General features: G+C 50.9%; 18 protein-coding genes. 3 read left to right on the forward strand and 15 right to left on the reverse strand.

The genetic code is table 11. The features are described 5' to 3' along the window. Nucleotides 1–163 precede the first annotated feature (163 nt). From EQU24_RS13495 to EQU24_RS13560, 14 genes are all read right to left on the reverse strand, one after another. Entirely contained in the window at nt 164–2,944 is a 2,781-nt protein-coding gene (locus EQU24_RS13495; protein WP_017838995.1) for a bifunctional diguanylate cyclase/phosphodiesterase, read from the reverse strand. Nucleotides 2,945–3,074: 130 nt separating this feature from the next. Continuing rightward, nucleotides 3,075–3,425 (reverse strand): circadian clock KaiB family protein, encoded by a 351-nt coding sequence (locus tag EQU24_RS13500; RefSeq protein ID WP_017838994.1) that lies wholly within the window; start codon nt 3,423–3,425, stop codon nt 3,075–3,077. Further along, entirely contained in the window at nt 3,425–4,678 is a 1,254-nt protein-coding gene (locus EQU24_RS13505) for an ATPase domain-containing protein (protein WP_017838993.1), read from the reverse strand. The genes EQU24_RS13500 and EQU24_RS13505 overlap by 1 nt, the downstream gene beginning before the upstream one ends. 447 nt (nt 4,679–5,125) lie before the next feature. Further along, nucleotides 5,126–5,407: a type II toxin-antitoxin system RelE/ParE family toxin gene (locus tag EQU24_RS13510; RefSeq protein WP_017838992.1), complete on the reverse strand. Its 282-nt coding sequence runs from the start codon at nt 5,405–5,407 to the stop codon at nt 5,126–5,128. Nucleotides 5,408–5,568: 161 nt separating this feature from the next. Next, nucleotides 5,569–5,871: a CopG family antitoxin gene (locus EQU24_RS13515; RefSeq protein WP_014148174.1), complete on the reverse strand. Its 303-nt coding sequence runs from the start codon at nt 5,869–5,871 to the stop codon at nt 5,569–5,571. 1 nt (nt 5,872) lies between these two features. Beyond that, complete coding sequence (locus tag EQU24_RS13520) at nt 5,873–6,145, reverse strand: BrnT family toxin (RefSeq protein WP_017838991.1); 273 nt, start codon at nt 6,143–6,145, stop codon at nt 5,873–5,875. Between the two features lie 233 nt (nt 6,146–6,378). Continuing rightward, nucleotides 6,379–7,224: an SMP-30/gluconolactonase/LRE family protein gene (locus tag EQU24_RS13525; RefSeq protein WP_017838990.1), complete on the reverse strand. Its 846-nt coding sequence runs from the start codon at nt 7,222–7,224 to the stop codon at nt 6,379–6,381. After that, the gene (locus EQU24_RS13530; protein WP_017838989.1) at nt 7,214–7,759 is read right to left on the reverse strand and encodes a gluconokinase; all 546 of its coding nucleotides are present in this window, start codon (nt 7,757–7,759) and stop codon (nt 7,214–7,216) included. Before EQU24_RS13530 ends, EQU24_RS13525 begins: the two co-directional genes overlap by 11 nt. 10 nt (nt 7,760–7,769) lie before the next feature. After that, nucleotides 7,770–9,233 (reverse strand): alpha-amylase family glycosyl hydrolase, encoded by a 1,464-nt coding sequence (locus tag EQU24_RS13535; protein ID WP_017838988.1) that lies wholly within the window; start codon nt 9,231–9,233, stop codon nt 7,770–7,772. Nucleotides 9,234–9,246: 13 nt separating this feature from the next. After that, nucleotides 9,247–11,931 carry an MGH1-like glycoside hydrolase domain-containing protein gene (locus tag EQU24_RS13540; RefSeq protein WP_017838987.1) on the reverse strand — a complete coding sequence of 895 codons (2,685 nt, stop codon included), beginning with the start codon at nt 11,929–11,931 and terminating at the stop codon, nt 9,247–9,249. A 183-nt stretch (nt 11,932–12,114) separates the two neighbouring features. Beyond that, complete coding sequence (locus EQU24_RS13545) at nt 12,115–13,515, reverse strand: mechanosensitive ion channel domain-containing protein (protein ID WP_017838986.1); 1,401 nt, start codon at nt 13,513–13,515, stop codon at nt 12,115–12,117. Between the two features lie 125 nt (nt 13,516–13,640). Beyond that, a complete protein-coding gene (locus EQU24_RS13550) occupies nt 13,641–14,327 on the reverse strand; it encodes an endonuclease/exonuclease/phosphatase family protein (protein WP_017838985.1) in 687 nt (228 codons plus the stop codon). Continuing rightward, on the reverse strand, nt 14,324–16,462 hold the full coding sequence (locus tag EQU24_RS13555) for a VTT domain-containing protein (RefSeq protein ID WP_017838984.1): 2,139 nt from the start codon (nt 16,460–16,462) through the stop codon (nt 14,324–14,326). Before EQU24_RS13555 ends, EQU24_RS13550 begins: the two co-directional genes overlap by 4 nt. Nucleotides 16,463–16,701: 239 nt before the next feature. Further along, nucleotides 16,702–16,989, reverse strand: a complete 288-nt coding sequence (locus tag EQU24_RS13560) for a sll1863 family stress response protein (protein ID WP_017838983.1) — start codon at nt 16,987–16,989, stop codon at nt 16,702–16,704. 505 nt (nt 16,990–17,494) lie between these two features. Here EQU24_RS13560 and EQU24_RS13565 point away from each other — a divergent pair. The 3 genes from EQU24_RS13565 to EQU24_RS13575 all read left to right on the forward strand — a co-directional run bounded on the left by EQU24_RS13565 (nt 17,495) and on the right by EQU24_RS13575 (nt 21,580). Next, the gene (locus tag EQU24_RS13565) at nt 17,495–18,697 is read left to right on the forward strand and encodes a hypothetical protein (protein ID WP_017838982.1); all 1,203 of its coding nucleotides are present in this window, start codon (nt 17,495–17,497) and stop codon (nt 18,695–18,697) included. 9 nt (nt 18,698–18,706) lie between these two features. After that, nucleotides 18,707–19,522, forward strand: a complete 816-nt coding sequence (locus EQU24_RS13570) for a mechanosensitive ion channel family protein (RefSeq protein ID WP_017838981.1) — start codon at nt 18,707–18,709, stop codon at nt 19,520–19,522. 129 nt (nt 19,523–19,651) lie between these two features. Next, nucleotides 19,652–21,580, forward strand: a complete 1,929-nt coding sequence (locus EQU24_RS13575; RefSeq protein ID WP_017838980.1) for a DUF389 domain-containing protein — start codon at nt 19,652–19,654, stop codon at nt 21,578–21,580. 152 nt (nt 21,581–21,732) lie between these two features. Here EQU24_RS13575 and EQU24_RS13580 read toward each other — a convergent pair whose 3' ends face one another. Next, nucleotides 21,733–24,360: an MMPL family transporter gene (locus tag EQU24_RS13580; protein ID WP_017838979.1), complete on the reverse strand. Its 2,628-nt coding sequence runs from the start codon at nt 24,358–24,360 to the stop codon at nt 21,733–21,735. Nucleotides 24,361–24,495 lie beyond the last annotated feature (135 nt).

The raw sequence follows: 24,495 nt of genomic DNA on the forward strand, positions 1-24,495 counted from the left end.
GTAGGCACGAAATAACTTTGGCTTTTTTATTCCCTCTCCCAAAGGAAGAGGGTGATATTATCCAAATTATTTCATGCCTATTCCTTATCGTACCGAAGTCGGCGCTCCCACATGCATAAAACAAAATCTGATTAGCAAGCTGAAGCATCTTGCTAATCAGGAATTACTTTAACAGCAGCGGCGACAGGAATCGGGTTTCGAAAATCTCGCCAGGCACAGGTTTACTGAATAAATAGCCTTGCATTTCGTCGCAGTGCAACCGCCGGAGCATACTCGCTTGTTCTTCGGTTTCCACACCTTCCGCCACAACCTTGAGCTTCAGCGAATGCGCCAGATTGATAATGGTGGATACCAGCAATAGTCCCTCGCTTGATTCGGTCATCTCGATCACGAACGAGCGGTCTATCTTCAGGGTATCCACCGGCAATTTGGACAGGTAGCTGAGCGACGAAAAGCCGGTGCCGAAATCATCGATGGCGATGCTGATGCCCATGGCGCGTATGGTTTGCAGGCTGGCGATACTGTGTTTGACATCGGCCATGATCAGGCTTTCGGTGATTTCCAGTTCCAGTCCAAAAGGCGCCTGTTCGTGAATGTCGATAGCCTGCAGGATTTGACCGGAAAACCCGCGATCGCGCAGTTGCAGCGGCGAGACGTTGACCGCAACGCGCACGGCGGCCAGCCCCGCGTTGTGCCAGCGCAGATAGTCGTCGATAGCTTTGTGGAGCGCCCAGCGGCCGACATCATTGATCAATCCGGTTTCTTCCAGGATAGGGATAAACCGGGCCGGCGGCACCAGGCCGGTGCGCGGATCGTTCCAGCGGATCAGCGCCTCGGCACTGGTCAGCTTGCCGCTGGCCAGATTCACCTTGGGTTGGTAATGCAGCACGAATTCTTCGTTATCTAGCGCCTGGCGCAGCTGATTCTCCAGCGACAGCTTATGTGCCATGGCTTCGGTCATTTTCTGCGTGTAAAACAAGTAGGGAAAGCCGCTGGTCTTGGCTTTTTTGAGCGCGGCCTCAGCGTTCCTGACCAAGGTATCGGCACTGGCGCCGTCGTCCGGGAATAAGGTCGCGCCAATCTTGATGGCAATCCGGAATACAGCGTCATGCAAGTGGAATTGATGCTCCTGAAAGGTTGCCAGGGTTTTCTCGATCAGCCGGACGACATCGACATCCTGCGTGACTTTCGGCAACACCACCGCAAAGTGGTCCGCACCCATCCGCGCGATCAGGCTGGCCTCTCCGGCGTTAGCGGTCAGCCACTCCGCCACCTGCTTCAACAGCGCATCGCCGCCCAACTGGCCCAGACTGTTGTTGATGTTCTTGAAGCGCTCAAGATCGATCAGCAACACGGCCAGTTTGTGCTCGCCGCCGATCGCGCTACTCATGTACTGCGCCACCCGCTCAAGAAACAGCCTGCGGTTCGCCAGCCCAGTGAGTTCGTCGTAGTAGGCTAGATAATCCAGCCGTTCCCGCTTGGCGATGTGATCGATGGCGAAGGCGATGTCGCCGGCCAGTTCCGTCAACAGCGCCATCTCTTCTTCACGGAAGAACCCTATCTCGCTGGCGTAAAGCGCGAATACGCCGACCACTTCATCGGCAACAATCAAGGGCAAGATTGCCATCGAGCGGACGCTGAATTCGGCGTACTTCCCGCCTAACAGCACCTTGGGGTCGTTTTGTGAGTCGTTGGAGACGACGGCCGTCTTTTCCTGTATCGCCCGAACCACCATGCTTTTTTGCACCTTCTCGCTCGATGATAAGATACCTTTGATGGCTACCAGTAGAGCCTCGTCGCCACCTGCCGAAGCAATCGGGATAAACCGCTTCAAACCCCGATCCATGATGACAATCAAGGACATGCGGAAGCCGCCTGCTTCGACCGCAATCCGGCAGGCTTCCTTGAACAGGTTGTCGCGGTCATGTTCGCGCACGATCAGAGCGTTGATGTCGCTCAACATGGCATATACCCGGTTCAGGTAAGCGATTTTGGCTTCGGCTGCCTTGTACTCGGTAATGTCCTTGGCAAGGCCGGCGATACGAACCAGCGAACCATCGTCGTCGCGGACCGGATAGCTTTTCACTTCGATCCAGCGAATCGAGCCGTCATGGCGCACAATTCGGAACTGAAAATTGGCATCGACTGCCATCAGTGATTTCCGATAGGTCTTGTAAGTCGCTGCCTGGTCGTCCGGGTGAACGGTTTCCATCCATGATTGCGGATTTTTATACAGACTTTCGCAGCTGTGCCCCCAGATTACTTCATAAGCCGGGCTGACGTACAGCATGCGGCTGTCAACGGCATCCAGTAAAAAGAAGACGTCACCGATGTTTTCCGCCATCTGGCGAAAGCGCAATTCGCTCGCGCGCAGATCTTCCTTGGTCTGCCGTTGTGCCGTCACATCCATATGCATGACCACGGCACCCTTGGAACGATTGTCGTCCATCGGGGTTACCGTCATCAGAAACCAGCGTTGTTCCGTGGGCGAATGGCAGGGATATTCCAGCGAGAAGCTTGTTATGCTGCCAGTTAATATCGAACGAATGGCCTCAGCCGCCTGATGAGCCTCTGACGCACCTTCACCTTGGGCACTGTCGCAAATTTGCAGATAATTGAGGCCGATGCCGAAGCCGGTGTACGGGAAGGCATTCTCGCCGGCAAATCGTTGCCAGGCCTGATTTACCGAGATGATAATGCCTTGGGCATTGAGCAAAGCGATATTCGCCGGCAGTGCATTGAGGATGGCTGCCTGCTTGGCGGCCTCGCTGAGTCGCAAGTGTTCCTGGGCACTTTGTAACAAGAAGGTCCGGCCGCTGCTGTCCGACACCGTATCCACTTCGCCCGCGGTCAGTTCCTCCAGACGTTGGCCGGTGCGGTGTAGCGATTCGATCAAGGCGACAATTTCTTCATTGGCGCCCTCGGCTGGAGACCCGCTGTTCATGAGGCAGGGATTGCCAGTCAGGGTAAACGCATTAAAATAAATGCCATATCAATATGTTATGACTATTCAACCTAAGCTTGCATAACATTTTATTTGTTAGCTTTTTGTTTTGTGGCAATAAAGGCTGCCGCTATGAAATTACTGAAAACACTACGCATTGTAACCGTTTGATTTTATATGCTGTTTTAATGCGTTTACCCTGGATTGCCAGTCCCAAACTCAGTAACAAGGGGTGCATCAGGTTAAGGCTGCCGACGATTTTTCTGGTAGGCGAGGGAGTGAGCTTAACCAGGGTCGGTGTCATGAAAATGCCGTCCGCCAGCGCCCGTTTCGGCTCCAGATACACATCCACCACTTCGACCCGGTGCCGATCCGGAAGGTGGATCCGGCAAAGATTGGTAAGATTGGCCAGTGCCTGCGCGGAGTTGAGCGCGTCGCCTGCGACATAGAGCCGGAAATCGAAGATCTGGTGTTGGGTCATTATGGATTCTCCCCTGCCATGGTTTCGCCATCAGCTCCGCGCAATTCTTGTATCCGGGTACGGCTTTCCGAAATCTCGCCCTCGTGACTGAGGGTGTCGCGGACCAGCAAGTCTTTTTCGATCTGTTTAGCCGACAGTTCGGCCTGTAGCGATTTCAAGCGCACCTCAAGATCGGCCTCCTCGGCTTCCAGTTTCACGCGCTTTAGTTTTGCAGCGGCTTCGGCGGCCTCGTGTACAACACGCTCGGCGCGTTCCTTTTCCCAGCGTAAGGTTCCCATTAGCACCTCGCCACCTGCGGTATAGGTGTCGGCCAGGGTCACCCCGGCATCGCTGAGAATTAACTCGCGTACCTGGTTCGAATGCGCCATACCGCGCGACTTGACGATGGATAAACCCCGGTTGCGTTCCCCGGCCTGTACCAGATAGCTGAGGTGGATCCAGGTGTCCACAAGCGCCGATATCTGCAACTGCGAGCTGCTCTCCACCTGGTCGGACATCTCGTCGAGCAGACTGGTGCAGACCAGTGTGGTGCCCTCGCCCTTGGACCAGTCGATCAGGAAAGGCGACTCGTTTTCGTCGAAGCTGGAGCCGCGATATTTCTGCACCCGAAGACTGCGTTGCGACACCCCGAACTCAACGTTGTGACTGAGTATCACCGCGCAGTCCACCATGAAGTGCATGAAGCCGAATGGCTGCTGGCTGATGCTACTGGTCTGATCGCCGTCGGCCTTCAAGGTGATCAGGCCGGTCATTTCGTGTACCGATAACCATTCATGTAAGCGGTAGATCTCCCGCCTGATGGCCGTCTGATCGGGTAGCAGCAGCAACAAAATATCTAGCGCATCGAACAAGATGCGCCGTGCGCCCATTTCCTTGATCTGACTTTCCAATGCCGCCAACATGCCGCCCAGGTCGAAATCGCCGGACTGGACCAGGTCCGGCGAAGGCTGGGCATCCATGAAATACAGGCTTTTCTCCTGCAACTCATCGAGCTTCCAGCCGAAACTTTCGGCATTGGCGATGATGCGCGGTGAAGTCTCCTCAAAAGCCACAAAGATACCCGGTTCGTCGCAATCCTGCGCGCCATGCACCAAAAATTGGAGCGCGAAGATGGTTTTGCCGGAGCCAGGTCCGCCAACCAGCAGCGTTGTGCGTCCAAGCGGTAAACCTCCGCCGGTGATGTTATCGAAACCGGCGATTCCGCTTGACGCTTTGGTTTGCGATTTCACGAGGTGGGATGCTGTCGGTTTCATTAATTCTTCCAAGAAATACTCTGTTTCAGCTCCGATTGTTACCGACGCAAGACAGAACTGAATGAGGTACGTGCCTTTCAGGAATGGCTTAGTCTACATGAGCAAATAGGCTTAAGTTGGTAAGCAGAAACCGATTTCAAAAACAGTCGATAAAATATACCTATCGCACTTCAAATTTCGGCATTAGCGTATGGAGGCGTCGGGGTGTTCGGCAAAGGCTTTGGCAGCATGGATGCTGTCATAGAGCCTACATGGACGTATTCACGGCGTCCTTTGACGGGCACCCCGACGCCGAAATTTGACTGGCAAAGGGTATAGCTTTCAAACATAAACAAGGCGAATGGTATCCTACTGATCGCTACTGAGTATGTGCGCTAGACCACATAGAATATGTAGCATTCGTTACCCAGACCCATCGCTATGAAAAAAAGGAAGCCGGTAAACCGATCAACCTTGATATACCTCATCATGACTACCGACATTAACCAAAATGATCTCTTTTTCGGAAATGATCATTTCAATGGTTATCCGATAGCTGAGATTAATAGATACCGAATGCAAATCGGCTAATTTTTCTTTTAGAGCATGTAAACGAAGCGCCGGATGAAAAGGGGTTTGAGACAGTAATTGCAAGGTTTTTCGGTATTGCTCTTTTAATTCAGGGTGTTGCTTTGCAAAACGCCGAGCGCGTTTTTTGTAACTCTCGGTAGAAATAAAGCTATAAGTCATTCCACAAATGACTCGGCGATATGCTGATCAATATTGTCCTTGCTGAAACGGCCTGCCGAAAAATCCTGTTTCGCTTCATGCGGCGAAGAGAAACGACATAGGTATCAAGAGGCGCATCTTAGCTCCCCTGTAAAGCATGATGCAGAAGACAGCGGCGCGCATTAGCGCGTCCGCTGGTCTGACTTGTTCGCAGTGATGTCCTTAAGTCCGCCGGAGACATACTTGTGCAGGACACTAGACACCAAAGACTGGTATGAAAGACCTTCTTCTAACGCTCTGCGCTGAAGTGCCTCCAGATCACGGCTGGAGATACGGATATTGATCCGTTTATCTTTCTTGAGTGTTTCTTCCGCTGCCTGGGTGAGATACTCCCGACGAGCAACATCCAGATCTGACCTAAAGTCCCCAGACTCATATGCATCAAGCAGCTCTTGTTCTTCTGGATCTAATTTAATCTTGTCCATACTAATCCCCTAGAAATTTCTTGGTAGCCTTGCGACTGGGAATAATCGTCTTGAGAAACAATTCTTTATCATTCTCAACATACGGCACCAGCCAGGCATAATCATCAATTCGAACCACAAACAGCCTCTGATTCGGGTACTTGTCCCTGCTGGGATGAGGCCCATCATCAAGTAAACCACCGGATTGAAGAGCGAACAGGACATCTTCGAAGGAAACTCCGCGCTCGCCCATCAACTGCTGGTTCTTTTCCGCATTCCAGTTAATCTGCTTCATGGGATGAGTCTAGCAGGGCATGTGCCTATTGTCATCTTGCTAACAAGTTACCTGATTAGCAAGTTTCTACAACCAAAGATCAGGACATTCTGGGCCTGAAGGCGCATACAGGCCACGTAATTACCAAGTAACCCGTTGAAGCGTAGCGGAAGTCCTGCATAGGTCTTCTGGAAGCCATGTCTGATACTGAATGGGTTTGTTAATCTGAACTCAGGTAATGGATTAATGGAAAATCAAGGCCAACCCGCACCCGGCACATCGACTTCGACCATTTCGATGCGCCCCGATTTCAGACTGTTGGCATTATCGGGATCGTCCGTTTCGGAAGTCGTGATAAACAAAGTCCGGCGCCCGGGACCGCCCAACATGCAAGCATAAGGGACGCCCAACGGGTTGATACGGGTCAATATTTTGCCACCCTGTTCGACCCGGATCACTTCGCCGGTTCCGGGACTGGCAACCCAGATCGCGCCTTCGTCGTCGAGACAAATACCGTCCGGCGTTGACTCGCTTAAATCGGCCCAAGTTCGGGCGTCTCGTAACAAGCCGTCCTCGCCGATCGTGAATGAGGTCAAGCGCGCTGCGAAAGTTTCGGCAACGATCAATGTCGCGCCGTCCGGCGTGATCACGCAACCGTTCGGAAACAGCAAGCCTTCGGCGGCGATCCGGCAACTGCCGTCCGTTTCGACCGCTATCAAATGAGTCTTGGCTTGCGGCGCGCCGCCGTGCAAATCGTAACCGAAGTTGCCGACATAAGCGCGGCCGCCGGCTGTCGCGATCATGTCGTTGCAATGAAACGGTGCCAATGCGGACAAATCGGCATATCGCGTCCAGGCTCGGTCTTCGAGCTTATAGACGGCACGCTCGGTCATCGCAACGACCAAAGGCGTTCCGTCAGGCAGCCAAGTCAGTCCGCCCGGCAGATCGTCGGTTTCGAGTATACACTCGGCCTGTCCGTCGGTTTTCACGGTCATCACACGCCGCGCATGCTGATCGGTAAACCAAAGCCGATCGCCGCGCCAACGCGGCGCTTCAGGAAAGGCCAAACCGGTCAGCAGTATTTCGGTGTCATGTTTCATCGCATTCGCTCCCAGAATAAGCCAGCCAATCCGCGATCGATTCAACCAGCGTTTCGACGGCTTGTTCGCTGTCGATTAAAAGAATGTCGTGAGACGATTCAAAGGTCGCGAGCTGGCTATCGAGCAATTCGGCGCCCAGGAAATGGCCTTGCCGTGTCGTCAAACGTCGATGCAGACTTTCCCGGCTACAACTCAAGAAGACAAAGCTCACGTTAACTTCGTCCCCGCACAATATGTCGCGGTAACTTGCCTTCAATGCCGAACAAGCCATCACCGCCGAAATACCCCGATCGAGATGATAGATGATTTCGTTGTGCAAGCTTTCCAGCCAGGGTCGTCGGTCGTTATCGTCCAGCGCCTCGCCGCGCCGCATTTTTTCTATATTCGCTTCGGAATGAAACGCATCGCCTTCAATGAAGGACCAACCTAAATATTCGGCCAGCGCCCTGCCGACCGTCGATTTTCCGCAACCGGAAACGCCGCCGATGATTACGACGCGCGCGGCGCGGTGCCGGCTATCGTTCGACGAGTTCATATTTGACTCGTCAGTCCGGCAACGTAAAAACACGATAGCCCCACGCCGGAAAGTCGAACCGAATGCCCTCTTCGTTCATTTCGACGCCCGGCTTCTGCGGCTGCGAACTCAACAGGACTTGCGTGTTATTTTCGTTTTTCGGTATCTGCGCTCCTTCAAGACGGCACTGGCCCGGCTGAGCGGCATAGTTGACGGCGACCCAGACCGTTTCATCGACCGATCGCCATCGATAACCGATGAAATTCCGCCAGGATTCGTTGCCGTCTTCGGCCGGACGGCAGTCCGCCAATGCCCATTCGCCGCTTCTAAACACCGGTCTTTGCAAAGTCTGCAATAAACCGCTGTAAAACTCGCTCAAGCGTTGATCGGCGGTCTCCTCGGGCCCACGGCACAGATGAATCGGAATATGTACGCTGTTACCGGTCAATTGATCGTCATGAAAAAAACGTAAGCCCGGCGAAAGAAAAGTGACGATCGCCGCGGCTTCGTGAACCTCCGGCGGAAACGTATGCGCGGCGCGCGGTTCGTCGTGGTTTTCGAGAAAACGTGCCAGTTTGCTCTGAAAATCGAGACCCGCGACCAAATGTTCGCGCACCGGGCAGGCTACCCGGTCTCTAAGCCGGTCGTAAAGCCGTTTGTCGTAAGTAAAATCGAAGCCTTGTTGCTGCAGCGTCCATTCGAGATCCCAATAGACTTCGGCCAATAACACGAAATCCGGAAAACGCTCGCGTACCGCCGCGATCGCCTTCGGCCAAAACGGCTCTATCGATTTTCCCCAGGTTCTATCGAACACTTCCGGTAAAATCAACATCGCCATGTCGCAGCGCACGCCGTCGCAGCATTCGGCAACGGCAAGCAATTCGGCGATCATCGACTCCTGTACTTTCGGATTGCTGTAGTCAAGTTGCAGCGTATCGGGCCAGCCGTCGAAATAAGGATCGCGGCCGTAAGCAAAGACTTGTTTACCCTGCTTACTTTCGAGCTCGATATAATTTTGCGGTTCGCGCTCGAGATCTTCATTCGAGCCTTGAATATAAAATTCCGGGTGTTCCCGAACCCAGGGATGGTCCAATGCCGTGTGATTCGGCACGAAATCGAGCATCAGCTTCAACCCTTGCTCGTTCAGTTTTTTGCGCACACCGGCGAGGGCTTTATCTCCGCCGAGATACTCCGCCGTTCGATAGCTAGTTACCGCGAAGCAAGAGCCGCAGATGTCGTCTTCGGACAAGTCGGCCAGACTGGCCTGAAAGCCTTGCTGCCACGGCTCATGACTTCGGGAAACTTGCGCTCCGGCTTGACCGGTTTGCCAAACGCCCAGCAACCATAGCCAATCGAAACCTTGTTCGGCAATGCCTTGCCATTCGCCATCCGGCCAGTCGTCGATGCCGGCGGCCCCACCCCGATCGAGGCAAAACCGCCGATGCCGAACACGTGTATTGATTTGATAAAGCGATGGATAATGTGAAACCTTCATTTTGTCACCTCGCTTACTGAGTTGTGTTTTCGTCCATTCCCGCCAATGCTTCGACGACTCCCTGCATGCCGCCTTTGAGCAAATCCTCATGATCGAGCGAACCGAATATCGTCAACAGCGTCGCCAGGGTTCCGGTCCAGCCGGTTTGATGACTGGCCCCCAGACCCGAACCGTCGTCACCGTGAAAATACTCATAGAACAACAGATGATCACGAAAATGAGGATCGCTCTGAAACTTTTCGGCGCCACCGAAGACCGGCCGTCTACCGTTTTGATCGGGCATAAATATATCCATCAGCCGACATGAAATTTCCTTGGCGATTTGAAACAGATTGAGCCGGTTGCCTGAACCGGTCGGGCATTCCATCTTAAAATCGTCGCCGTAATAGGTGTGCATCGTCAATAAGGCCTGAACGATCAATAAATTGGCCGGCAGCCACACCGGACCTCGCCAGTTCGAATTGCCGCCGAACATATAGGTTTCGGACTCGCCCGGTATGTAAGCGACCGTATGGGTTTGACCCTCCCAATGAAACTGATAGGGATGATCTTGATGATATTTGGACAACGAGCGGATGCCGTAAGGGCTTAGAAACTCTTGTTCGTCGAGCAGGCGGGTCAGCACGCGCCTTAATTTCTCTTCATCCAAGATCGCCAGCAAGCGGCGATTCTCGATGCCTGGCGTCATCGGACATGAAATGTTCTCGGCCAGATGCTCCTTACGCTGAACCAGTTTTTCATAGCGAGCCGCGAGCTCAGGCAATTGCGCCAAGGTATCGGCTTCGATCACCGTCACCGCACATAACGGCAACAAGCCGACTAGTGAGCGTACTTTTAAACGTGTCGAGCTGCCGTCCGGGAAACGCAGCACATCATAAAAAAAGCCGTCTTCGTCATCCCACATATCCCGGTGTTCGCAGCCGATATCATGCATCGCCGCGGCGATTCCCAAAAAGTGATCGAGATAAGCAATAACCTTTTGTTGATAGCCGGGATCGTGCTTGCTCAACTCCAGGCCGATCTGAATCATGTTCTGCGCATAGAGCGCCATCCAGGCGGTGCCGTCCGACTGTTCGATATGGCCGCCGGTCGGCAGATGTTCGCTACGGTCGAATACGCCGATATTGTCCAAACCCAAGAAGCCGCCTTGATAAACATCGCCGTCGGGGCCCTTGCGCGTTTCCCACCAATGAAAATTGCGCTCCAAACCGACAAAGGCGTTCTTCAAAAAGTCGATATCGCCCTCGCCCCGGCGCTCGCGATCGATACGATAGACCATGCGCACGGCCCAGGCATGTACCGGCGGATTGACGTCGCTGAAATTCCATTCGTAAGCCGGAATCTGACCGTTCGGGTGTAGATAACGTTCGTCAAGAAACAAGCTGAGCTGCCCCTTCGCGAAATCGGGATCGACCAATACCAGCGCCAAGGTATGAAAAGCCGAGTCCCAAACCGCATACCACGGATATTCCCACTTGTCCGGCATCGAAATGATGTCGTGATTGCGCATGTGCCCCCAATCGCCGTTGCGGGTAGCCTTACCGTGATGCTCGTCGAGCCAACGGCCGACATCGAATTCGTAATATTGCTTGGTCCATATCATGCCCGCCAGAGCCTGCCGCAACACAAGCCCTTGCGGGCCCGGTAGTTCGCCGATCAACTTCTGATAAAATTCATCCGCTTCTTGGGTTCTTTGCTCGAAGATGGCGTCGAAGTCCTCGAAAGCCGTTTTCGCTTCGCCGTCCGCTTTCCGCAGGCGCAGTTTGACGGTTTTCGTTTCGCCAGGCCGAACGGTCAGCGCGTAATCGGCCGCGGCTTTCGTGCCGAATTCTTCCGGATTCACGGCATCCTGCTTGCCTAGCACGATAGAGTCGTTGATGCCGTCCTTGACATAAGGGCTATGGTTTTCGCCACCGAACAATAAGCGGTTATTGCTTTCATTGTCGACGAACAACCACTCCGGCGCGCCTTCGGCAATCAATTGGTAATCGCCTAATTCCGCATGACTCGCCGACACCGCACTCGCGCCGTTTCCGCTTTCGCCCCGGTTCAGTTGCGGCTTGGCCGTCCAATTCGACCCCGCCCAAGTGTTGCGAAACCACAGCGTCGGCAGCACCCGGAGCGATGCGTCGTCCGGCCCGCGATTCACGATGCCGATGCGGATTAGAATATCCTCGGGATCCGCCTTTGCATATTCGACGAAGACATCGAAATAACGATCTTCTTCGAAAATACCGGTATCGATCAATTCATATTCGGATTCGAGTTTGGAGCGTCCGGCGTTCGTCTCGACCAGGTCTTTGTAGGGAAATGCGGCCTGCGGATATTTATAAAGATATTTCAGATAGCTATGGTTCGGCGTCGCATCGAGATAGTAATAATATTCCTTGACGTCCTCGGCATGATTGCCTTGCGGTCCGGTCAAACCGAACAGACGCTCTTTCAGTACCGGGTCTCGGCCGTTCCAAAGCGCCAGCGCGAAACAAAGCTGCTGACTATCGTCGCTGATGCCGCCCAAGCCGTCCTCGCCCCAACGATAGGCGCGCGATGTCGATTGCGAATGCGGAAAATAATTCCAGGCGTCGCCATTGTCGCTGTAATCTTCACGCACCGTTCCCCACTGCCGTTCGCTGAGATAAGGCCCCCATTTCGACCAAGCCTTGCCAGCGGATTTTTCGAGCGTGTCTTTTTTTGCCATGGTCGTCTCTCCGAATTTTTATGTGTCAGGAACGCTTTACAGCGTTGAGTCTAAGTCACAAAATCATTTCTTTACTCGAATACGAGGGTAAGACCGGCTCTCTCACTCCCCTATGCAAACGACAAATCATTGCCGACAAAAGAAGGGAGTGGCCGAATAGTTACACTGCTCTTTTCAGATTTATTACTCTGAAGGTGTATTCGGATCCAAAAGATTTTCAACTTTACCTTCTATATTTTCCTTTGAAATCTGATTTTCGACAGTGCGGTCGACTGTCATATCATGGACTTCCTCAGTTTGATTGTCGATGTTTTGAAGGTCTGTTTTTAAAGCTGTCTCAACTTGCTGTTGATTTGTTTCCTGGGACGATTCTTGGTTATGAGTCATTCTAAGATCGTAAATCGGATTCGGCATCGTGATTAATGATTCGTCGAAAACCTGCTTCACGGATTTAATCGCCTCGCTACGCACTTTTAAAAAATCATGTTGTGTTTGGTTTACCCAAGCGAAAATACGCATCACTACATTGGAACCAACTAACTCATGAATAATGGCTAAAGGTTTTGGCTCCTGTAAAATACCGGGTATCGTTTTGAGCATGGCCAACGCTACAGCCTGAGCTCTTGACAAATCGTGGGCGGTACCTACACCGATATCGAATTGGAATTGTCTCACAGGGTTTCGTGTAAAGTTGGTTATCGTGGCTTTGAATACCGTGGAGTTCGGAATACGGATATGATTGCCATCCGGTGAAATTAATATAGTAGCTCGTGACGTCAGACGAGCGACATTGCCTTGCCGGCCTTCAATATCAATAAAATCATTGATTTCAAAAGGATTTCGAATGCTCAACAAGATACTTACGATAAAATTTTCGACTGTATCTCGTATAGCAAAACCAACGGCCAAACCGAAAATACCGGCCGCACCGAGAATTGTGGTCAATAATGCGACAGAATCCAATAGGTTTAGCGCTAGGACAATGCCTATTAGTATAAAAACAAAGTGGGTGATCTTTCCCAATAATTCGGCAATGAAATTGTTAACGCTAATACGACGAAAAAGTGCTGTGCGTTGAGAAAGCCAACCGCCCAATGCCCAAAATACTAAAAAAATTAGAGACGCCATTAGAATCAAGGGAAGTCCGGCGATCAACTGCTTGCCGAACGTCGATATTTTATTGATCGTCTCCGGAAAACGTTTTGTGATACTTTGATCAATAACTAACCGGTTCTCAACTTCGACAACGCTTTCGATTTGTTGGGCAAATTGAATAGCTCTTGTTTCCGCTGCTTTTGAAATAATTTCTCCTTCTAAGATTACAACACCATTACTAACGGATACTTTTATGTCCTTTAAATTATCCAGCTCTGAGAAAATCTGCAGCAAACGTTTTTCTATTTTTTTATCATTTTGTTTCAAGTGCGTTACCGTAATGACTTGACCCGGTGCAGGAGCACTTTCATTAGCATCATTGCCGGTCAATAATTTCGATAAATCCTGAGCTTGAGCGATATGAATTTCGGATAGAAAGCAGAGTAGCCAAACGATAGTTACGAGCATCTGTTTCATTAATGTTTTCATTTTATTTACCTTTCGACCCTAGCTCAGTCTTATGTTTCATTGTTTTAGTCCGTCAGCGATGTAAGTCGGCCCGAAATTCATATCACTCAGGCTCAGAACTTATCAAACCCAAAATTGCCGGGAATTTAGAGTTCAATCTCGGCTATCAATGGTAAATGATCGGAAGCGACTGCGCTTAGTTCCGATTCATGAACTTTAATTGAAATCATGCGTTCCGCCGGATCGACCCAAATTCTATCCAGACTCAGTAGCGGACGATGAGCCGGAAATGTCGCCAATGCCGGCATATTGTCGAAGCGGCGCTTCAACCAGCGCATCGAACGTCCCCATAACAACCATTCGTTAAAGTCGCCCAGCACGATATTGACATCGGCGGTGCTGCTTGCCAATGTCGACAACACGCCTCGAACTTGCCGTCGCCGTTCTCCCGGGGATAAACCCAGGTGAGTCGCCAGTATCGTCAGGTTCTTATTGTCGAGCGTCAGCTTCGCATCGATCAAGCCGCGCGGTTCTCTACCGGGCACGCTGATATCGATATGCTTCACTGCGCGAACAGGAATGCGAGACAGCAACACGTTACCGAAATGTCCATGCTTCGCCAAATAAGTGAACCCGCTGATCGCGTTCGCCACCGCGGCTTGTTCGAGTTCCGCCAGCACGCTTTCGGGATGAGCGATCAATGTCTCCACTTCCTGCAATGCGATCAAGTCCGCATCGATTTCTTTCAACACTTGAGCGATACGGGTCGTATTTCTGGCACCGTCCCGGCCGATGCAACTGTGAATGTTGTAAGTCGCGACTCTTAGCTTCATATGCTCCCGCTTCCGCCGCTCGCCCCTTTTCCGTATTTTTTTCGCAGACGCCCCAGAAAAAAGGACAAAGCAACACCGGATAAAGCGATTGCAATCATTAATCCGACGAAATAACTCGATCCCGAATCGCGTATCGCCACGGTAATGCCGTAAGCCACAATGACCAAAACGGATAAGGCAGGCAGCAAACCGATCATCGTTCCGAGCGCAAAGTCGTATAGGCGTATTTTGGAAACGCCGGCGATCAAATTGACGATTGAAAACGAAGCCACCGGGAAAATACGAAAGAATATGACCGATTTCAGCCCGGATTCGGAGAATTTCCGAGTCAGACTGTTCAATAAATCGCCGCTCAATCGGCTCACTTTATCGCGCCCGAGCCTTCGTCCGATCAAGAACATGCTCACCGCGCTCAATTCGGCGCCGATCAACGCATACAAAAAGCCTTGCCAGGGCCCGAATAAAAGCACCGTGGCTATCAGCAGCACTGTAACCGGAAAAAAACACAAACCGCCCGCGATGTAAAGAAACGGAAGCAAAAGAAATGTGTAGTGCTGTTGTTGCAACCACAAAGAGGCAGCTTCGATTGTGTCGAAAACCGAATATTCGCCCAAGTCGGCCCAGCGCCATAATGCCGCAACCACCAGAAAAATAGCGATCAACAACACGTTTTTCAACATATGCCTGAAAACGGGGAGTTGTTGTTTCGGGTCGACAAGATATTCGAACAACTCGTCCGGCTCTAACGGCTGCTCAGGGTCCAATAATTCGGATTCGGGCACCCATTGATCGACTTCATCGGGAATTTTGCCGTCTAACGCCAAGAGCCGACGCTCGCCCTTGCTCAACGATTCGATCGCGCCGGCCAGTGTTCCTGTTTCACTATACGCTTTCGCTACCTGCTCGATTTCCGTGCCGAGATGTTCGGCCAGCAAACCATTACGAAACGCCGATATCGCTTTCGATTCCGGAGAGCCTTCCTCCGCCGCGATCGCCAAATCGCATTCCGAATCGAAACCGAGCGAGCGATTACTCAGGTTCGATGAACCGACGCGAACAAAACAATCGTCGATCACCATCGCCTTTGCATGCACCATCAAATCCACCTCCGGATCGACGGAAATTCTCGGATAATACACATGCAGGCGCCGATGGCGGTCGGCCTCGCGTAATTTGAACAAGATCCGCCCCCGCAACACATCCATCGTATGCTGTTCGAGCCAACCGCCGGTTTTTTTCGGCTGCACGATGATCACTTCAGGCCCGTCCGTTTCTTGTAAACGCGCCGTCAATGCCTCGCCGATTCGAAAGGAACTCAAATACTGGTTTTCGATATAGATGAATTTCCGCGCCGCGGCAATCGTATCCAGATAGAGCCGTTCGACCTCGCGCACTTCGCCGTAATCGCGATATGCGGGCCAGGTGCGCGCGATCGCGACGTCAACATCGTTGAAGTCCGCTGTAACGCTTTCCGGCCAGGGATCGACGATCTCGATCCGTTCGTCGATCAACGGCGCTTCTCCGTAAGCTCTTCGCCAGCGTTCGCCGGCCAATTCGCCGAGTGCTTGCGCCGCCGGGCCGTCGACAATCATCTGTATGTCGTGAAACGGCGGATAGGCTTCGCCGTCGGGATCGATCCGGCGTTTATCGTCCGGTAAATGCTCCGAAGTATCCCAACGCCATTTGCTCAAGTCCAAACCGCCCGCAAAGGCGACCGCGTCGTCGATGACGACCATTTTCATATGCTGGGACGCGCCAACCGGATGTTCCCCGTCCAGACAAAAACGGACTTGCTTGCGGGTACTCCATAGCAATTTGTAGCGGGGAAAAAACTCGCGCTCCATCGCATAGATCATCGCAAAATCCCAACTCAGCACATAAATTTGCAGACCCGGATTCCGTTTAGCCAAAAAATCGAGCAGTTTTCCAAGCTCTTCAGGGCATTCGGCGGTTTCGCCGTTTCGAATCAAGCGCAATTGGCTATGCACATCCCAACCGACGATCATGATCGACCGGCGAGCGTTCTGAAATGCTTCATACAAAGCCCGGAAATAATTTTCGCCGTCTATGACAAAAGCGGCCCGATGCGCTTTTTCAATTCGCCAACAGTTTTCGTTTCGGAAAATATTTTCCACGCGCTTTGGCCTTCTTGCTTTCGGTTTAAATATTCAATCGCCTCTACAATTCCATGAATGTTAAACCACCTGGCAAGCAATCGCCAATAAACGACAAGCGTGCTATGAAAATTTAGGTAGTCGAGATGATACTAAAACAAGGAAGAAAGTCTTGAAGTGGGCCGGGCTGAATTTAAGTTTTCAAATTCTAGCCCGGCCGGGTTGATTGTAATTGAGGCTTTTTTATGAGTTTGAAATTCTTATTTGAATTTTGAAGCAGCCGATTTGAACGATTGACTCATCGAATCCCACGCGCTATCCAAACCGCCTTTGAGGTCTTGCCAGGCACCCTCTCCGGCTGCTTTGAGCTCCTCGAGTTTTGCCGAAGCTTCATCACGCTTCTCTTTTAAATCGCTAATTTCTTGCTTGTATTGAATCTCAGCATCGGCTTCGGCCTGCTTCGCCTTGGCCTGTAGCTTGTCAATCTCGGCATTCCATTCGTCGAGTTTGGCTTTCATTTTTTCTACATACGCATCTTTTTCGCTCATGATCTTACTCCCACTGTTGTCGTATTGAGTAGTGAACTAAAAGAGATTTTTCAGCTAATGGTTCCTGTAAAACGATTCACGGGAACCTTCGTGCAATATACTGAACTCCCACACCGGAAGCAATCTAATAGCGCTTTGCTTGTGCTTAAAATTAGTATCCGGTATTTTCTATCTTGGGGTAAGCCTTTATCCTAAAAAGAGCAGTAGGCATGTGTTGTAGACCGTTCGTGCTGAGCCAAGTCGAAGCATGTACGGTCTACAACACTTTCACCAGCAGGGTGAAGCCTCAAACTACCCTTCACCCTTCGACATGGCTCTCCTGAGCGTAGCCGAAGGGCTCAGGGCGAACGGTAGTTTGAGGCACTCATGCTCTTTTAGGTTTATGCTGACGAGGCTTAGAATGAATTTTCGCCAGAACCGGTCAAACTTATTTTAATTTCGTTATACTTCGAACAGCTGCACTATCCCATTCATAAAGCAATAAGAGGAACGGGCCTTGCCTATCATGAATAGCCAACCAAGCGAAAAAGCTGAAAAGCCCGAAGCGATTGCATTATGGGAATACATACCGATTAGCGATTTTGAGTGTCCCATTGTGTTAAGTGCGGATGTTGCGCGGCAAAAATGGCGAATGTTCAAGCGCCTTTTTACCAATACCGACCATTCATCGGAGCAAATAAAATCCGAAGAGGCATTACAGACTTTTTCAAGGGCACGCTTGGACGAGTTGGTTCCCGAGATTGATTGGCATGCGGCCGTCGATGCTCTCGATTGCGCACTGGATGATTGGATACAAAACCAACCAAACGATAGTCCGGTTAAATTCATCGTGGGCCATCCCTTTATGGGCAATGGCGAAATTCTTGCCCGCTGGACCGGCCGGCATAGTGCTCGACTGATTGCAAAACCCAAACAAGAACAGATACTCGACAACGACCAATCTTGGCTAAATCACTGGCCCGATTCACAGACCTGTTGGGTCTTGCCGAATTTGGACAAATGTTTTTTGCGCCACGCCGAAGGATTGGCACTGATACGACGTTTTTTAGCGCTGGCGTTGAACGGCGATTTAGGAACCGGCCTTATCGGTTGCGATAGCTGGTCTTGGGCTTACCTACGCCGAGTTTGTTTCATTCCGAGCAGCAATGCATTGACGCTTCGAGCTTTCGACGGCGAACGACTCTCAATCCTATTCTCGCAATTAGCGGATTCCGCACACAACAAACAGCCGATATTTCTCAACGCCAAAACCGGAAAAGCCGTCTTACCCGACTCGCAAGAAGAAAATAATGGCGCTAGCAAAGACTTGGAGCAATTGGCTATGCGCTGCCAGGGCAATGCCGAAATCGCTAGACAATTTTGGCGCGAAAGCTTGAGAGATGAACCGAACAAAGAATCACTTGAAAAATCGACATCAGAACTTACGATTTGGGTCGGTCAATTCACCGAAGGCGCTATCATACCGGACGCGAATGATGAAAATATTGCACTGATCCTGCATGCCTTACTGATTCACAACGGTTTGCCGGTTTCCGCTTTAGCTGAAGTTTTGCCCTTTTCCGACTATCAAATCATGGACTTATTATTGCGCTTGACGTCCTTAGGTGTCGTCGGTCTGCATCATGAAGACTGGCAAATTACGCCAATGGGCTATCTTGCCAGCCGGCAATATTTAAACGCGCAAAACTTTCTATTGGACGATTTCTAAAGGACGGTCATGGGTAAAGACAAGCTTTCAGACATTTTCATCGAGCCCCACTTAGGAAACTTCCTGGAGGTGCTTTTAATTATTTTCGGCGCTCTTCTGCTCATTCAAGCGATACAAAAATTGTTTACATGGACTGCCAACCGTCTTCATGGCGCCTCCCGGCTGTTCATATTAGCGATGATACCTCTATTACGGTTAATTTTGATCTTGACAGCGTTTATTTTGATCGTCCCTCGCATCATCGAGCCTTCGCTGCAGAATTTGATACCGTTACTGGGAACGCTCGGCATTGCCTTAGGCTTTGCCTTCAAAGACTTTGTCAGTAGCCTGATAGCCGGCATCGTCGCGGTCGGCGAAAGACCCTATCATAACGGCGACTGGATTGAAATTAACGGCATATACGGCGAAGTCAAGCATATCGGTATGCGCGCCGTACAAATCGTCACGCCGGACGATACCGCCGCTTATATTCCGCACATCAAACTATGGACCGAACCGATTCTGAATGCCAATAACGGGACGCCGGCTCTGCAATGCGTGGCCAATTTTTATCTGCACCCGGATCATGACGGGGCTCGGGTGAAACAATTACTGCACGATGTCGCATTGACCAGCCCTTATTTGAATTTCGAGATACCCATTGCCGTGGTCGTCAAGGATCAGCCCTGGGGCACGCATTACCGTATCAGGGCTTATCCGATCGAACCCTACCAGCAGTTTCAATTTATCACCGATATGACTATCAGAGCCAAGGCCGGTTTAAAAAACCTTGGTATTATTTTTGCCGTAGTGCCGGCACTTCCGAAGAATAAAGACATCCATTAATTTGAAGGGTTAGCTAGGACTCTTTTCTCTTAGACAGCTCTCCGCGCAACGGAAAAACGAATTGGCTGCCATTTATTTTCTACATGTTAGAATCAACCGGACACTCATAATAACAATTGGGGAGGTATCATGACGCCAACGGAAAAAACCTTATTGATTCATCAGCAGCCCGAAAACTCGGTTCGGCTCCGCAGCGCCTTGGAAGCCGCAATTCATTACGGCGGAGAATTGGAACCGGTATTGCTCGACGAGTTTATGAACGATCCTGCAGCCTTCCTGGGAGGCCGAACACATGTCGTGAGTCTCTTGACCAACAGCGAACTGTCCCAATTATTACGCGAAGCCCATCGCTATCAATTCAGTGTCGGCTTATTGCCGGCCAAGGATAAGTCGATTATTTGCCGATTGTTCAACATTGCCGAACAAATCGAGGATGCGGTTCCGCGTGCGTTAGACCCTGCCTTAGCATATCCTGTGGATTTATTGCTGTGTAACGACGAAGCGGTCATCTGGACGGTTTTGATCGGTGAAGCGCCTTTCATCACGATGCGCCAGCATACTTATGAAAAAAAACCGTTACGGGAGCAAGTAAACGAATTTATTGCCAGTATTCCCAATCTATCCAAACTCAAACCCTTCGAATTGACGGTCACGACCGAAAAAGGCCAGCATATCGAGACCGCCGTCACCGGTGTGTTGGTCATTGAAAACGATATCGAAACGCTCGCCGCGAATCTCATCAACGAATCTATATCATCACAAGACGGCAAATTATCGGCAATTTTTTTGGCGCCTTCATCGGTCATGGAGTTTCTCAATTTCTTGATGATCGCGATTTATTGCAAGCTTCGCGCGGTCAGTCATTTACCGAAAGCGGTCGGTTATATCAAGAGCGCCACGTTGGAATTATCCAGCCCCAATAGCTTTTCGTATGCGATCGACAGCCGGCAGCGCAAAGCCGAACGTATCTCGTTGAAAACCATTCCTCAAGGCATTGCGATCAACGTCGGCGAACGCTACAAAGCCGTGCATAAAGTCATTCATGACGACGCGAAGGACACGGCCAAAATTAAACCGCTCAGACATAGCGCAGAGCATGTTAACCGCTTAAAAAAGAGAATGCCTTTCTTCTCGACCGCGATCGAGTCCGATTTCAAGGAGTTGTTTTTGATGCTACGCGACAACGCCAAGCTATCCGGGCCTTATATTAGCCTAATGATCTTGAGCAGCATGCTGGCAACCTTCGGCCTGTATCTTAACAGTAGCCCGGTCGTCGTCGGCGCGATGGTGTTGGCGCCGCTTATGGGTCCGATCGTGTCGCTATCGATGGGCATTTTACGCAACGACAGCAAATTACTCAGAAGCGGCATGACGGTGTTCGGCATCGGCATCGCCTTGGGTCTGTTCGTGTCGATCATTACCGCGCTACTGATTCCTTACGAACAATTAACCCCCGAAATCCGTGCCCGCTCGCAACCAAGCCTGCTGGATTTAGGCGTTGCGATCATCTCGGGCAGCGCTGCCGCCTATACGCATGCCAAGGCGACCCTGCTCAGAACGCTGCCGGGTGTCGCTATCGCGGTCGCTTTAGTACCACCGCTGTGTTCGATGGGCATCGGCATTGCCTGGTGGGACTGGAATATCATTAGCGGCACCGGCTTGTTATTTTTGACCAACTTTGCCGGCATTGCGCTCGCCGCCGCAATTACCTTTCTATTTTTAGGTTATTCGACGATATTTCGAGTCAACCGGGGACTCGGTTTATCGCTGTTGCTATTATTCTTAGTCAGCGTGCCGCTCTATCATTCTTTCGTCAACACCGCGGTCCACAGCCGCATTACCAACGCAATCAATGCGAAAACCTATAAGGTGAACGATAAAACGATAGAAGTCGACGATGTCGAGGTTGTGTCGATTGGCAAAAAAGTGCGCTTGTCGGTGAAGCTGCACAGTTCCGACCCGTTGGTATCGGAAGATGTCGCCGCGCTTCGCGATTACATCAGCAAGCAAATCGAACGCCCCGTGTTATTGGATGCGTCATTTAGTATTTTGCAATAGCCGGAAAAACCAAGACGCTCATTTGCCTTGTTCTCAAGTCCGGGAACAAGGTATAGACCAACAATCTTGAGCACAAAAAATACATCACCGCCGGACGGGTTTTGTAAACCCGTCCACAAAAAATTGACCTCGACCCCTGTCCATTTAACGCTTCAATTCGCTCTCTTATGAGCACAAGCCGGCAAGACCAAGGTCGTACAGACAATCATCAATAGCAAACCGATCGATAGCAGCAAACCCATACTGGCCAAGCCCAGATGCGGCGTAAATGCCATGCTGACTAAACTACACAAGGTCGTCAGACTGCTGAAAATAACGCCCCGTGCCGTACTGGTTTGCAAGACACTCCGCTGTTCGTCCGGCATACTTCGCAACCGGTTCATGATGTAAATACCGCTGTCGACGCCAAGCCCGAACAACAACGGAATCACGATGATATTCGCGAAATTAAAAGGGTTATCCATCACGACTGTCGAGGCGGCAGTCAATATCGCGGTCATCAACAACGGCAACAAAATTAGAAATGTATCTTTAATACTGCGATTGACCAGCAACAAAACGAACGTAATAGCAACAAGCGCGCCGACCAAGGCTTGTTGAAAGGCCTTGACTACCGCATTACCCGACTCGATATAAATCACCGGCAAATCGGTGGCATTCGGCGCAATTCCCCTCACTTCGGCAACGAATTGCTTCAGATTTTCGTGGTCGCCAAGGTTTTTACTCGGAAAGACTTGAATACGGAAAATGCCGTCCTTGCTGAGCCAACGTTCGGATAAATCCTTCGGCAAGTTATCAAGCGTCACGATATCGGCATCGAGGACTTGCAATAGCAGATTCATCGTATCCGGCAAGGTGCCCAGCAGATTGCTTTGCAAGCGGTTCAACATGCTTTCTTGTTCGGGCAAGGATTTCGATTGCAATTGAAGCAAAAAACTCTCCAAAGCGTGGCGTAGCCTCAATAAATTGCCAATCAACTCGCTATCGGGATGATCCTGTAAATGCTGTTCGATTCGATTTTTAAATTGCGTCAACGCCGTCAAATGATTGTCGACACTGTCTTGTTGCAACGGCGGAAACGTAGCGAAACGAAAACCCATCAGCAAGGCCAGCTCGTGAATCGTATCGAGCTTGATGTCTTGATCCTCCGGAACGAAATCGAAGATCGTCAGAGCCGATTCGACCGATGGCAAGCGGCTCAATTGCCGCGCCTTGTCGAGCGCTTCCAATTCATTGTCCGCCAGTATCGTCAAGGTCATCGGCGAGGTCTGTTTGGTTTCAAGCAACTCCAAAAAAGTCGCCACGGATTCGCTTTTCGGATCGCGCAAGTTCAAGGGATTGAAATCGAATCGCACTTGCGTCAATAAGCCTAAACCGGCGAGCGTTAAAGCGAGCGCCATCCATTTAATCCGCATATGATGCCGCATCGGAATCTCGTAAACCCAATCCGGAAAGGTGCTTTGAGACAGATTAACGCCAGGCTTGAGCGGAAACAGCTGTAACAATGCCGGCAATACCGTTACCGACACGACTAAAGCAATAAACATACCTCCGCCGGCAATCACGCCGAGCTCGGAAACCCCGGTGTAGGCGGTCGGAACGAAAGAAAAAAAACCGACTGCGGTCGTCACGGCGCAAAGCATGATCGACGGTCCGACTTTTCGCACGGCTTGAATCAGCGCTTGTTGTTGCGGAACGTGTAGTTGCAAAAACTCTTGATAACGCAAACTGAGCTGTATCGTATAATCGGCGCCGATACCGATATAAAGCACCGCGAACGATACCGAAATCAGATTCAAGTGTCCGACCGCCAAGGTGGCGAATCCTGCGGTCAACACCAAACCCATCAACAGCACGGTAAAGGTAATCAACACCAATTTCACCGAGCGTAAGCCGATAAACAAGGCCGTACACACCAGAATCATCGAAAAAAACGAAGCGATTTGCGCACTGCGCTGAACGCTTTCCAATTCGTCATGTTCCAATACAACCTCGCCGGTCAAGCGTATCGACACATCGGGAAGCGCAGATTTCGCTTCCTCGACAATCGCTCGAACGCTCTGCAAGGCTTTTTCACTCGGAATCAACTCACTGTAATCGAGCACGGGCTTCAACAAAATGAAGCGTTTCGTGCTCAATAAGTCCTGCTCATCGCTCAACATCAATTGTTGCCATGACAGACGGATATCGCGGTCATCGAGCAATGCCTCGGTCACATGACCGGCATTTTCCAATAAGGGATTCAAATCGACCGGCAACCCGCGGTCCTCGGCGATCAAGGCCAGTCCTATAATCTCCAAGAAGCTTTTCAGCGTGTTATCGCTCGATAAGGCACCGATAAAGGGTTGCGCTTCGATCAAATTCGCCGCCAATTCATTGAGCGTTTCGAGATCTAGATAAAGCAAGCCATGATGGTCGAAAAACGCACCCTCTCCCGGTGCATAAACCGACTCGACTCCTTCGGTTTCCCGCCTAAAACGCCCTCCCAAGTACGCAACCGCCTGCGCGGCCCTTTCCGGCGTCTCGGCATCGACCACGACGAGAATAGCCTCTTCGTCCTGCGGAAAGGTTTCCAGAAAACGGGTCCGATCCTGTAAAAACGGCAACTCTTTCGACAATATTTCGGTCGTGTCGGTATTTATGCCCAGATTGTGGACGGCGTAGTGCAAACTGAATCCGCAAGCGATCAACAGCAATACGATGACCGTTTTCGGAAATTGAATCAAAAAGGTTTCCAACCCGGCAAACAATCTGCCGAATATTTCAGATAATTTCTTCATAAATCACCCATTGCGACGCTTTTTTGCTCAGTTTGCAATAGTTCAACGAACTTGTCGAATAGATGCGATTGAACAAATTTTCCACGAATAACTTGATATGAAATTAAGTGATTTTTTTGGCTTCGCATCCACTCC

This window comes from Methylotuvimicrobium buryatense, from assembly GCF_005931095.1.
GTDB lineage: Bacteria > Pseudomonadota > Gammaproteobacteria > Methylococcales > Methylomonadaceae > Methylotuvimicrobium > Methylotuvimicrobium buryatense.